Origin of the sequence: Micromonospora sp. U21 (genome assembly GCF_018070045.1) — a bacterium.
Taxonomy (GTDB): domain Bacteria; phylum Actinomycetota; class Actinomycetes; order Mycobacteriales; family Micromonosporaceae; genus Micromonospora.
Map to the genome: position 1 here is coordinate 206,905 of NZ_JAGPYK010000006.1, position 10,830 is coordinate 217,734.

Below are 10,830 nucleotides of genomic sequence, written 5' to 3' on the forward strand. Positions count from 1 at the left end.
GGGCAGGATGGTCCGGTGCGCATCCGCCCCATCTCGCCCGACCTGCTCGTCACCGAGCTGACCGGCCGGCTGGCCGACGCCGCGACCCGTGCCGCGACCGCCGCCGGGTCGGCGCGCCTGCGGGTGGCGGTGGACGGCGCCCCCGCCGCCGGCCCGGACGAGCTGGCCGCCGCGCTGGTCGAGCCGTTGCGCGCCCGTGGCCGGCCGGTGCTGCACGTCCGCGCCACCGACTTCCTCCGCCCCGCGTCGCTGCGCTTCGAACTCGGCCGGACCAACCCGGACGCCTACTACGAAGGCTGGGTGGACGAGGCCGGGTTGCGCCGGGAGGTGCTCGACCCGGCCGGCCCCGGCGGCACCGGGCGGCTGCTCCCCTCGCTCTGGGACGCCGCCGCCGACCGGGCCAGCCGCGCCCGCTACGTCGACCTGCCACCGGGCGGTGTGGTCCTGGTCAGCGGCGCGCTCCTGCTCGGCGGCGGCCTGCCCTTCGACGTCACCGTCCACCTGGAGCTTTCCGCGGCGGCGCTGCGCCGGCGTACCGAACCGGCCCAGGACTGGACCCTGCCGGCCTTCGACCGGTACGCCGAGGAGGTCGTTCCGGCCAGCTTCGCCGACGTGGTGGTGCGGGCCGACGACGCCCGCCGTCCGGCGCTCGTGGAGCCTGGCGCCGAGGCCTGACGACCGCGAAAAATCGCCGGTTTGATCGACTGCCCCGGCGGGTACTCGCCCGGCTCACAGAGCGCGGGTGACCGCCCGCGCGCCAGATGCGACCGTGACCGGGGCCAGGTGCCGCCGGCTTCCCGGTTCACCTTGACCAGGCCCAGGAAAGGCAGGCAGCGATGCTCGTCCACGACACGGTCGGTACGGGCCGTTCCCAGGCGGAGATCGATGAGATCCGGCTCTCGCTCCAGGCGCGTTACGACGAGCTGACCGCGGAGTACGAGCAGGCCGTGCTGCAGAGCCAGGTGCTGCGGCTGGTGGAGGTCGGCGACACCGCAGGTGACGACCAGGCCGACAGCGGCACCAAGACGGCCGAGCGCGACACCGCGCAGTCCCTGTTGCGCACCATCCTCGACCGTCGCACCCAGTACGAGCACGCCCTCGGCCGGCTCGCCGAGGGCACCTACGGCCATTGCGAAGGCTGCTCGGCGGCGATCCCGGTGGAACGGCTGGAGATCTTCCCGTCCGCCACCACCTGCGTGACCTGCAAGCAGACCCGCGAGCGGCGGGCGGCCTGAGAGTCTCCAGCGGTTGCCGGTCGGTCCACGACACGATGGACTACTCCCATGGGTGACATCCTCGTGGGCACCGCGTCCTGGACCGACCGCACGCTGCTGGACTCGGGCTGGTATCCGCAGACCGCGGACACGCCGGAGAAGCGGCTGGCGTACTACGCCCGGCAGTTTCCGCTGGTCGAGGTGGACGCCACCTACTACTCGCCGCCCGCCGAGGCGACCGCGCGGCTCTGGGCCGAGCGCACCCCGGCCGGCTTCACCTTCAACATCAAGGCGTTCAGCCTGCTGACCGGTCATCCCACCCGGGTCAGCGCGCTCTACAAGGACCTGCGCCCGGAGACCGACAAGAAGACCATCTACCCCGACGACCTGCCCGCGCAGGCGTACGAGGAGGTCTGGACGCGCTTCCTGTCCGCGCTCGACCCGCTGATCGAGGCGGGCAAGTTGGGAGCGCTGCTGTTCCAGTTCCCGCCCTGGTTCACCATCAAGCGGGACAACAAGCAGTACCTGCTGGAGGTGGCGAAGCGCTGCGCGCCGCTGCGGCCGGTCTACGAGTTCCGCCACGCCTCCTGGTTCGACGGCGCCAACGCCGACGAAACCCTCACCTTCCTGCGGGAGCACCGGCTGCCGTACGTCTGCGTGGACATGCCGCAGGGTCATCGCTCGTCGTTGCCCCCGGTGCTGGTCGCGACCGCGGACCTCGCCGTGGTGCGCTTCCACGGCCACAGCGACAAGTGGACCAGCAAGGACATCCACGAGAAGTTCGGCTACCACTACTCCGAGCGGGAGCTGGCCGACTGGGCGCCGAAGCTGCGTGAGCTGGCCGACGAGGCCGGGCAGACGCACGTGCTCATGAACAACTGCTACCGCGACTACGCACAGACGAACGCGAAGACCCTGGCCGGACTGCTCGGCACGGGCTGACCGGCGCCGTCCGGCTCACCCGTTCGGGGTGGGGCCGGGTCACCCACCGGACGGGCAGGCTGACAGGTGCGTGCGGTCGTGACGGCGGCCGGCGCCGGAGACGACACGGAGGTGACGGGGATGACGGTTCGACTGGTGGCGGATAGACGGCGTGGCGCCGTCCTGCACGTGGTCGGTACGGCCGACAACGCCCGGCGCGCGCCGCAGGGCAGCCCGATACGAGCCCGACGCGGCCCGGCCGGGCCGCCGCGGCGCAACGACGACCAACGGTGGGACACCGCGGAACGGGGGTCGACCGATGGCTGACACGATGATCTCGGCGTACGAGTCCTCGCTGGACAAGACGAACCTCATTCTCAAGGACATCGAGAACGCCTACGGCTGGCCGAAGGACCAACGCAACCAGTCGTACGCGGCGTTGCGTACGGTGCTGCACCTGCTGCGGGACCGACTGCCCGTGAACGAGAGCGTGGAGTTCGCCCAGCAGCTGCCCATCCTGGTCCGGGGGATCTACTTCGACGGCTGGAACCCCTCGGACGTCCCGATCAGGCTCAACCGGGACGACTTCCTCTACGAGGTGCGCCAGGGGTTCCCGTACGACGTCGAGGGCGGTGCGGAGCGGGTGACGCAGGTGGTGCTCGACACCCTGCGCCGACACGTCACCCAGGGCGAGTGGCAGGACGTCAAGGACACCATGCCCAAGGACCTGGCCCGGATGCTGCCCTGACGCTGTGAGCCCGCCCGACGCTCGTCGGGCGGGCTCAGCCGTCGGGGGTGGCCAGCGCGCCGGCCGGCGGTGCGGACGGCACCCGGGTCACCGGGTGACCGGCCCGCCGGGCCAGCGCGGCGAACGCGACGGCGTCCACGATGGCGGCGCCGCCAGGATCATTGTTGAAGTAGACGTACGCCGGCTCGCCGGTGCCGAAGGCGTCGGCCAGCCGGCGCACCCATGAGGCGAGCGCGGTGCGACCGTACCGGGGCCAGGGGCGGGCCCGCCCCTCGTGCAGCCGCAGGTAGCCGAAGTCGGTGGTGCGCCAGCGCGGGGCGACCGGGCGACCGAGCCGGTCCGCCCAGACCAGCGCCGCCCGCCGGCGTTCCAGGACCCTGCGGGTGGCGTCGGTCCACCACGAGGGGTGCCGCGGCTCCACCGCCACCCGCACCTCGGCCGGAAACAGCCGCAGCGTCGCGTCGAGCGCGTCGACGTTCGCCGGCAGGTTCGGTGGCATTTGCAGCAGCACCGGGCCGAGCCGGTCACCGAGTGCGGTCGCCCGCCCGAGGAACCGGGCCACCGGCTCCGCCGGGTCACGCAGGCGCTTGATGTGGGTCAGGTAGCGGCTCATCTTGACCGCCACGCAGAAATCCGCCGGGGTGCGGGCCCGCCAGGCGGCGAAGGTGTCGCGCTCGGGCAGCCGGTAGAAGGCGTTGTTGACCTCGACGGTGGCGAACCCGGCCGCGAAGTGCTCCAGCCAGAGCCGCTGCGGCAGCCGCTCCGGATAGAAGCTGCCGCGCCAGTCCCGGTACTGCCAGCCGGAGGTGCCCACCAGGATCACCCCTCCATCCTGGCACCGACCTGCGCCCCCGGTGAACCGCCCGTGTCGCCCCGGTTCGGCGTCTACGGTGTGGGTTAGAGAAGATCGCGCGTGGGGTACCACCCGCAGCACGACGGACCCCGGCGCACGGCGGGGCGGCACACCCGAGGGAGCACCGATGGCACTCAACGATGACGACATGCAGACCACGGGCGGCGGCGGCCTGGAGGGCCCGGCCGACGGTGGTGCGACTCCGGGTCGCCAGGACGGTGGCGCGGATGGTGGCGCGGAGGGCCCCGCCGACGGCGGTGCGACCCCGGGCCAGCAGGACGGTGGCGCCGACGGTGGCGCGGAGGGCCCGGCCGACGGCGGTGCGACGCCCGGCCAGCAGGACGGTGGCGCGGATGGTGGCGCGGAGGGCCCCGCCGACGGCGGTGCGACCCCGGGCCAGCAGGACGGTGGCGCCGACAGCAGCGCCCGGTGACGGCAGCGCCATGACGCATCTCGACCCGCCGGGCGGCCACGGTCGCCCGGCGGTTCCGTCCGTGCACGCCGCCGCTGCGCTGGCCCGCTGCGTCTCGGTCGAACCGGCCAAGTTCGCCGCCGCGCACTGGGGACACACCCCGCTGCTGTCCCGCGCCGCCGAGCTGCCCGACCCGTCGGGCTTCACCGACCTGTTCAGCCCCGCCGACGCCGACGAGCTGCTCAGCCGGCGCGGTCTGCGTACCCCGTTCCTGCGCGTCGCCCGGGACGGACAGCTCGTCCCGGCGGCGCGCTGGACCGGCGGCGGCGGCGCCGGCGCGGAGATCGGCGACCAGGTGCTCGACGAGCGGGTCCTGGAGCAGTACGCCGCCGGCGCCACCCTGGTGCTACAGGGCCTGCACCGGATCTGGCCACCGCTGATCGACTTCGCCCGCGACCTGGGCCTGGCGCTGAGCCAACCGCTGCAGATCAACGCCTACCTCACCCCCGCGGGCAGCCAGGGCTTCGCCACCCACTACGACACCCACGACGTCTTCGTGCTCCAGGTCGACGGTCGCAAGCACTGGCGCATTCATCCGCCGGTGCTGCCCGACCCGCTGGAGAAGCAGCCCTGGGGCGGCCGCGCCGACGAGGTCAGCGCCACCGCCCAGGGCCCCGCCGCGCTGGACGTGGTGCTCGCCCCCGGCGACGCGCTCTACCTGCCGCGGGGCTGGCTGCACAGCGCGCAGGCGCAGGAGGCCAGCTCGCTGCACCTGACCGTGGGCATCCGCGCGCTGACCCGTTACGCCCTGGTCGAGGAGCTGCTCGCCCTCGCCGCCGAGGACCAGCGGCTACGGGCGAGCCTGCCGTTCGGCACCGACGTCGCCGACCCGGACGCCATCGAGCCGGAGCTGACCGAGACGGTGGAGGCGCTGCGGGAGTGGCTGCTGCGCGCCGACCCGGAGGCCGTCGCGGCGCGGCTGCGGCAGCGGGCCTGGCCCGCCGCCCGCCCGGCGCCGATCCGGCCGCTCGCCCAGGCCGGCGCGCTGGCCGCACTGGACGCCGACTCCCTGCTCACCGTGCGCCCGGGCCTGCGCTGGCAGCTCGAGCCGCACGGGCCGGACAGGGTGGCGTTGCGGCTGTTCGACCGCACCATCGCCCTGCCCGCCGACTGTGAGCCCGCCGTCCGCGCCCTGCTCACCGGTACGGTCGTCCGGGTCGGCGACCTGCCCGGGCTGCCCGACGACGCTGACCGGCTCACCCTGGCCCGCCGGCTGCTGCGCGAGGCCGTCGTGGTCCCGGCCTGAGCACCCGGGCCACCGATCCGGGTGGTGGTGGCTGTGGTGAGGGGTATACCTGTGAGTCATAGATATGCCCCTGAGGTATAGCGCTCGCTGACGACCTCGCCCGGGTATCCGCCTCCATCCTGAGGGTCTGGGTCAGCGTCCGCCGGGTCAGCGGCCGAGCACCAGCAGCAGCGCGGTGGTGACCAGGCCGGCGCCGAGCACGACGGTGATCGGCCGGGGCCCGAGCACCGCGTGCCGGCGGTCGGCCAACATCCGCGCCGGCACCAGGCCGACCAGTGGCCCGAGCAGGGTCACCACCAGCGCCAGCACCGGCATCCCGACCGCGAGGTCGCCGCCGTACCCGACGCCGAGCGCCCGCGCGCCGGCGCCCAGCCCGTACGCCAGCACCGCGCCGGCCACCCCGCAGAGCGCCAGCAGCGGGTTGACCGAGCCCGGCAGCTCACCCGGCTGCCCGGCCCGGTCGAGCAGATCGCGGGCCCGGCTGAGCAGCAGCACCGGGTCCGTCGCGCCACCGTTGACCGGGGCGGGCGGGCCACCGAGGCGGCGGGCGCCGGCGCCGAGCCGCTCCCGCAGCTGCTGCCACAGGTGCGCCACCTCGGCGTCCACCCGCTCCTGCTCCTCCCGCGCCGCGACCAGCTCCTCCTCGGCGCGCCGCACCTGCCCGGCGGCGTCGGCGACGGCCCGGTCGGCAGCCGCGCACTGCCGGTCGTACCAGGTGTGCGCCTCGGCGCGCTGCTCGCGCACCCGGGCGGTCAGCTCCGCCAGCCGCCGCAGCTGGGCCGCGTACGTCTCACTGGCCACCGGTTGATTCATCGTGACGGTCCATAGGGGATGATCACTTGACCGGTGCGGTGCACCGCCCGGTCGAAGAAGAGCCCCCGCCACGGGCGGGGATACCAGTCCGGGCCGCCGGTGCCCGGATAGAGCGAGGCGCCCAGCTCGCCGCCGTGCGCGTCCAGCGCCACCCAGGCGCCGATCTGGTCGGTGCGGGCGGCCGGCCCGCCCAGGTCGGCGCGCATCCGGGCCACCCCCCGCCACCAGGCCAGCACGTGGGTCCGCCGTTCCGGCCCGTCGTGCAGGATCCGGCGCAGCTGCTCCATGCCGGTCCGGCGGCCCGCCCGCGCGGCCAGCGCCCCGGCCGCCGCGTCGACCGCGAACAGCAGCAGGTAGTGCGGGCTGCCGGGACCGGTCAGCCCGTCGGCGGTCTCGGCCATCAGCTCACCGACGGTCTCCTCGTCGTACCAGGCGGCGTCGTCGGCCAGGTCGTCGTAGAGGGCACGGGCCATCGGGTCGGCGTCGGGGTCGAGGCAGGCGATGGAGAAGCGGGCCGTGCCCGGCGGGTGCTGGCGGGCCAGCGACCGGGCGGCCGCGTCCAGTACCGCGCACGCCTCGTCCACCCGCGTGCCCAGCACGGCGAGGTTGCGCCCGGGGGCACGCGGCAGCCGCAGCGCCGCCGAACGGGCCTGCACGTCGATGATCTCGCCGAGCAGGGCCACCGGGCTGCGCGGCGATGTCCCGTCCGCCGGCGCGGCGAGCGCCCGGAAATCCGGGGCCTCGGTCAGCCGGGGGATCGCGTCGCCGTCGAAGAGCCGGGCCGGCGCGGCGTCGGGCGGGCGCATCCGCCACAGTCGGTTCTGCAGGCCGCTCCACGTCTCCCAGTCGCTGGCCGACGGGATCCGCGCGATCTCGTTGCCCTCCACCATGCCGGACTCGGCGTTGACCACCGCGTGCCAGCGGGGCAGCGACTGCGCGGCGTCGTTGCGCTCGGCCAGGATCCGCAACGCCTTGGGCAGCGCGATGCGCAGGGCGAACTGGGCGACCAGCGCCGGGCGACCCCACAACGCCTCGATGCCGCGCACGTCCTGCGAGGCGAGCACCAGGTGGATGCCCTGCGACCGGCCCCTCCGGGCCAGGTCCTCCAGCAGGTCCGCCGCCTCCCGGGCGACCACGTCCCGGCCGGCCAGCAGCATCTGGAACTCGTCGACCACCGCGACGATCCGCGGCCAGTGCCCGGTCGGGTCGACCGCGCGCAGCTCGGCCAGCTTGGTCACCTCGTGCTTCTTGGCCGCGTCGGCCCGCCGGCGCAGCTCCTCGGCGAGGAACCGCAGCAGCGCCAGCCCGAACTCCCGGTCGGTGTTCACGTTGATCCCCACCAACCGCATGTGCGGCAGCCAGCTCGGGTCGCGCCGGCCCTTCGCGAACCGCGCGAAGGACACCCCCTCCTTGAAGTCCAGCAGGTAGAACTCCAGCTCGGCGGGGGAGTAGCGGGCCGCCAGCGCGCCGATCCAGGCGAAGATCAGGTTGGTCTTGCCGGTGCCGGACGGTCCCCCGATCAGCGCGTGCGGCGGATAGTCGGCCAGCGTCAGCCGCACCGGCCGGCCCTGCGGCCCCTCGCCGATCGGGGCGGTCAGCCCGGCGGCGGAGTCCTCCCGCCACATCAGCTCCGGCGGGGGCAGCAGGTCGGCGAACGGGGCCGGCGGCGGGCCGGCGTTCACCCGGGCCGCGGTCTCCCGGCAGGTCTCGGTGACCAGCGACGCCGGTGGTGGCGGGTCCAGCCGGACCGGGAGGCCGGACGGACCGCCGATCCGGGTGCCGGACGCCTCGGCGACCACCCGGGTCACCGTCAGGTCCTCCGGCAGCGGCACGCCACGGACCACCAGGTGCACCCCGCAGGCCGCGCCGGCCCGCACCACCCGGTCGAGCTGCCCGCGCTCGTGCCGGTTCAGCTCGTCGCCGCCGAGCAGCACCGCCACCCGCCACGGTTCGGGGCGACGGCCGGTCGCCGCGGCCAGCTCGCGCAGCGAGCCGTACTCGCCGGCCAGCACGGTCTCGTTGATCCGGCGGATCTGCTCGACGAGGTCGTCCAACAGGGGGCCCAGCCCACCGGGGCCGACGAAGGTGAGCAGCCCCGCCGTGCCCAGCGGTGCGAACCCCGCCAGGCCGCCGCCGAGGTGCTCCGGGTCGTACCCGATCAGTCGTACCGCGCCCGGGTCGGCGCGGCCGACGGCCCGCAGCAGCAGCGCGGCCACCACGGCGTCACAGCCAGCGCGGTCGTCGCCGGAGAGGTGCACGTGCCCGGCGTCGAGAAGCGGCACCAGCGCGGGCACCGGGTCGACGTCGTCGATCCGGACCGTGCCGACCCGCAGCGCGCCCGGCGGCTCGGCCCGGCGCGCGGGAGTGGGTGTCCATCCCGGCCAGTCGGAGCCGGCGCAGCCGGGCGCCTCCCGGCGTGCGGCGTCGGCGGCGTGGCGGGCCAGCTCGGCGATCCGGGCGGCGTGCCGGGTGTCGATCTCGGCCAGCCGGCCGTCCCGCTGGCCACCCACCCGATCCGGTACGGCGGCGGCCGCCCGGCGTACCCGGGTCAGCCGCTCCCGCGCGGCGGTCAGCTCGGCCTGCGCCGCGGACAGTCGGGTACGGGTGGCGCCCAGCGCCTCGGCGAGGGTGTCCCGGACCCGGGCGGCCAGCTGGCCGCGCCGGTCAGCCATCGGAGCTCCGGCGTCGCTGCGGCGCCGGCGCGTCCCGCCATGGGCCGCCCGCCCGCGGTGGCTGCCCAGCGGCGTGCTGCCGGCCGGCATCGCGGACCTGCGGGCCCGTACCGCCAGGGCGTTGTCCCTCGCTGACCGGCTGCCCGACGGTCGCGGCCCGCGGGCCGGTGGCGGTGGGCAGGTCCCGGCCGAGCCGGGCGAGCAGCAGCCCGGTCGCCACACCGGCCGTCACCGCGGAGTCCGCGGCGTGCGGCGGCTCGCCGGGACCGCGCGGCGGCGGCATGCGGCACACCCGGGTCAGCAGCGTCTCCAGCACCGGCCGCGGCAGCCCGGGCAGCAGGTCGCGGACGCGCCCGTCCAGCTCCCCGCGCAGCCGCCCGAGGTCGGCTGCGCGGGGCGGGTGGCCCAGCAGCTCGCCGGCCAGCTCGCGCAGCAGCGGCGGTGCCAGCGCCGCCATCCCCAGGCCGACGTCGGCCGGGGCACGGCGCAGCTCGTTGCGCAGCCGGTCCCGGTCGTCGGCGCGCACCCCGCGTACCACCCGGCGCAGCAGCTCCTGGGAGTCGTCCAGCCGTTCGTCGGGCTCGTCGGCGCCGCCCTCGCGTCCGCCGGTCAGCTCCGCCACGCGCGCCGACCACCAGCGGCGCAGCCGGACCTGCTCGGCCGGCTCCGGCGCCACGGTGGCGGGCCCGCCCGCCGGCGGCGCGTCGTGCCGGGGTTCGCGCTGCTGTGGACGAAGCGGCGGCGCGCCGTCCGCGGTCAACCCGATCGCGGCCAGGTACGCCGACAGCTGCTCCTGCGCCACCCGCAGCGCGTAACCGGCGGTCTCGGCATGCTCGGTGGCGGCGGACAGCTCGGGCACCCCCATCGGGTTGGCCGACTCCTGCCGTACCCAGCGCAGCCGCTCCGCGGCCAGGCCGAACTTCTCCAGCGCCTGCCCCAGCAGGGCCACCGGGAACTCCTCGCTGGCGGCACGGACCTGCCCACCGACGTCCTCGATGATGGACATGGTGGCCTACAGCGTGGCGACGTAGAGCTGCGCCTGCTCCACCGCGACCAGTGTCGCGGCGAGACACTCCTCCAGCTCCTGGCTGGCCTGTGTCAGCGACGCCTGGGCCGCCTCCACCGTCTCGTGCCCGCTGCCCTCCAGCGCGCCGGCCAGGGTCTGCTGCGCCTCGGCCAGCTTCTCGCCGGCCGCCTGCACGGCTGTCTGCCCGTCCCCGATCTGTTGGAGGGCGACATCGATGGCAGCCTTCAGCTCGGCGACGCTCGCCACGGCGGGACCTCCTGGGGGCGGGGAGGTCTCCATTAGAGCCTATCGGCGACCGCCGGAGAACATCCGGCCTGTCGGTGTTCCTGCCCGGCCGTCCCGTTGCTGACCAGAAGTGCCGGGAGTCCGTTGTGTGGGACTCCCAGTGCGAGGACTTCTCAGGTGTTGGCGGGGGCGTCGCGCAGCCAGCGCGGCCCGTACACCTCGGCGCCCAGGGCCGTGACCCGGTCGCGCAGCTCCCGGTCGGCGGTGACCACCAGCCGGCGGCGCCGCGGGGCGCCCTCCACCAGGTCGACCACGGCGTCGTCCCCGGAGCCGGCGGCGGACACCACCCGGACCGCGTCGGTGCCGGGCACGTCCCGCGCGGCCCCCTCGACCACCAGCACCACCTCGACCGGGGCGGCCAGCCGGGCCGGCAGCCCGGTGGTGGCTACCGGCGCCAGCGCGTCGCGCAGCCGGGCAGCGGCCCCGGCCCGGTCCCGCCACCACCCGTTCGGGCGGGAGCCCACCACGTTGGCGCCGTCCACGATCAGCAGCGGGGTTTCATCCATGCCGTCAGCCTGCCACCACCGGCTGGCCCCGTCCCGACGCCACTCCCGCAACGCCGGGTGCGCCGCTACGTGC

Annotated in this window: 13 protein-coding genes; 7 read left to right on the forward strand and 6 right to left on the reverse strand. The window is 75.4% G+C overall.

Annotated elements, in window-relative coordinates; translation table 11 throughout:
• Nucleotides 1–15: 15 nt before the first annotated feature.
• From KBX63_RS10605 to KBX63_RS10625, 5 genes are all read left to right on the forward strand, one after another.
• Nucleotides 16–675 carry a uridine kinase gene (locus KBX63_RS10605; RefSeq protein WP_210910823.1) on the forward strand — a complete coding sequence of 220 codons (660 nt, stop codon included), beginning with the start codon at nucleotides 16–18 and terminating at the stop codon, nucleotides 673–675.
• Between the two features lie 161 nt (nucleotides 676–836).
• Nucleotides 837–1,235 carry a TraR/DksA C4-type zinc finger protein gene (locus KBX63_RS10610; RefSeq protein ID WP_210910824.1) on the forward strand — a complete coding sequence of 133 codons (399 nt, stop codon included), beginning with the start codon at nucleotides 837–839 and terminating at the stop codon, nucleotides 1,233–1,235.
• Between the two features lie 48 nt (nucleotides 1,236–1,283).
• Nucleotides 1,284–2,156, forward strand: a complete 873-nt coding sequence (locus KBX63_RS10615) for a DUF72 domain-containing protein (RefSeq protein WP_210910825.1) — start codon at nucleotides 1,284–1,286, stop codon at nucleotides 2,154–2,156.
• A gap of 120 nt (nucleotides 2,157–2,276) precedes the next feature.
• Entirely contained in the window at nucleotides 2,277–2,462 is a 186-nt protein-coding gene (locus KBX63_RS10620) for a hypothetical protein (protein ID WP_121652164.1), read from the forward strand.
• A complete protein-coding gene (locus KBX63_RS10625) occupies nucleotides 2,455–2,883 on the forward strand; it encodes a DUF2267 domain-containing protein (RefSeq protein WP_210910826.1) in 429 nt (142 codons plus the stop codon). The genes KBX63_RS10620 and KBX63_RS10625 overlap by 8 nt, the downstream gene beginning before the upstream one ends.
• A 34-nt stretch (nucleotides 2,884–2,917) precedes the next feature.
• Here the strand turns inward: KBX63_RS10625 and KBX63_RS10630 are convergent, their stop codons facing one another.
• Nucleotides 2,918–3,706 carry a DUF72 domain-containing protein gene (locus tag KBX63_RS10630; protein ID WP_210910827.1) on the reverse strand — a complete coding sequence of 263 codons (789 nt, stop codon included), beginning with the start codon at nucleotides 3,704–3,706 and terminating at the stop codon, nucleotides 2,918–2,920.
• 157 nt (nucleotides 3,707–3,863) lie between these two features.
• Between KBX63_RS10630 and KBX63_RS10635 the strand changes: the two genes are divergently transcribed.
• Together KBX63_RS10635 and KBX63_RS10640 are read left to right on the forward strand one after the other, a co-directional pair.
• Nucleotides 3,864–4,169, forward strand: coding sequence for a hypothetical protein (locus KBX63_RS10635; protein WP_210910828.1), 306 nt, complete (start codon nucleotides 3,864–3,866; stop codon nucleotides 4,167–4,169).
• A gap of 10 nt (nucleotides 4,170–4,179) precedes the next feature.
• Nucleotides 4,180–5,454, forward strand: a complete 1,275-nt coding sequence (locus tag KBX63_RS10640; protein ID WP_210910829.1) for a cupin domain-containing protein — start codon at nucleotides 4,180–4,182, stop codon at nucleotides 5,452–5,454.
• 147 nt (nucleotides 5,455–5,601) lie between these two features.
• On the opposite strand, the gene KBX63_RS10645 is transcribed toward KBX63_RS10640, so the two are convergent.
• The 5 genes from KBX63_RS10645 to KBX63_RS10665 all read right to left on the reverse strand — a co-directional run bounded on the left by KBX63_RS10645 (nucleotide 5,602) and on the right by KBX63_RS10665 (nucleotide 10,757).
• The gene (locus tag KBX63_RS10645) at nucleotides 5,602–6,267 is read right to left on the reverse strand and encodes a hypothetical protein (protein ID WP_210910830.1); all 666 of its coding nucleotides are present in this window, start codon (nucleotides 6,265–6,267) and stop codon (nucleotides 5,602–5,604) included.
• Complete coding sequence (locus KBX63_RS10650; RefSeq protein WP_210910831.1) at nucleotides 6,264–8,939, reverse strand: FtsK/SpoIIIE domain-containing protein; 2,676 nt, start codon at nucleotides 8,937–8,939, stop codon at nucleotides 6,264–6,266. The genes KBX63_RS10645 and KBX63_RS10650 overlap by 4 nt, the downstream gene beginning before the upstream one ends.
• Nucleotides 8,932–9,945 carry a hypothetical protein gene (locus KBX63_RS10655; RefSeq protein ID WP_210910832.1) on the reverse strand — a complete coding sequence of 338 codons (1,014 nt, stop codon included), beginning with the start codon at nucleotides 9,943–9,945 and terminating at the stop codon, nucleotides 8,932–8,934. Before KBX63_RS10655 ends, KBX63_RS10650 begins: the two co-directional genes overlap by 8 nt.
• Nucleotides 9,946–9,951: 6 nt before the next feature.
• Nucleotides 9,952–10,212 carry a hypothetical protein gene (locus KBX63_RS10660; RefSeq protein ID WP_030504016.1) on the reverse strand — a complete coding sequence of 87 codons (261 nt, stop codon included), beginning with the start codon at nucleotides 10,210–10,212 and terminating at the stop codon, nucleotides 9,952–9,954.
• Nucleotides 10,213–10,364: 152 nt separating this feature from the next.
• Nucleotides 10,365–10,757 carry a hypothetical protein gene (locus KBX63_RS10665; protein WP_210910833.1) on the reverse strand — a complete coding sequence of 131 codons (393 nt, stop codon included), beginning with the start codon at nucleotides 10,755–10,757 and terminating at the stop codon, nucleotides 10,365–10,367.
• Nucleotides 10,758–10,830: the final 73 nt, after the last annotated feature.

Coding starts and splice junctions, on each gene's coding strand:
- KBX63_RS10610 (WP_210910824.1), top strand. CDS start 837: ATGCTCGTCCACGACACGGTCGGTACGGGCCGTTCCCAGGCGGAGATC.
- KBX63_RS10615 (WP_210910825.1), top strand. CDS start 1,284: ATGGGTGACATCCTCGTGGGCACCGCGTCCTGGACCGACCGCACGCTG.
- KBX63_RS10620 (WP_121652164.1), top strand. CDS start 2,277: ATGACGGTTCGACTGGTGGCGGATAGACGGCGTGGCGCCGTCCTGCAC.
- KBX63_RS10625 (WP_210910826.1), top strand. CDS start 2,455: ATGGCTGACACGATGATCTCGGCGTACGAGTCCTCGCTGGACAAGACG.
- KBX63_RS10635 (WP_210910828.1), top strand. CDS start 3,864: ATGGCACTCAACGATGACGACATGCAGACCACGGGCGGCGGCGGCCTG.
- KBX63_RS10640 (WP_210910829.1), top strand. CDS start 4,180: ATGACGCATCTCGACCCGCCGGGCGGCCACGGTCGCCCGGCGGTTCCG.
- KBX63_RS10645 (WP_210910830.1), bottom strand. CDS start 6,267: ATGAATCAACCGGTGGCCAGTGAGACGTACGCGGCCCAGCTGCGGCGG.
- KBX63_RS10650 (WP_210910831.1), bottom strand. CDS start 8,939: ATGGCTGACCGGCGCGGCCAGCTGGCCGCCCGGGTCCGGGACACCCTC.
- KBX63_RS10655 (WP_210910832.1), bottom strand. CDS start 9,945: ATGTCCATCATCGAGGACGTCGGTGGGCAGGTCCGTGCCGCCAGCGAG.
- KBX63_RS10665 (WP_210910833.1), bottom strand. CDS start 10,757: ATGGATGAAACCCCGCTGCTGATCGTGGACGGCGCCAACGTGGTGGGC.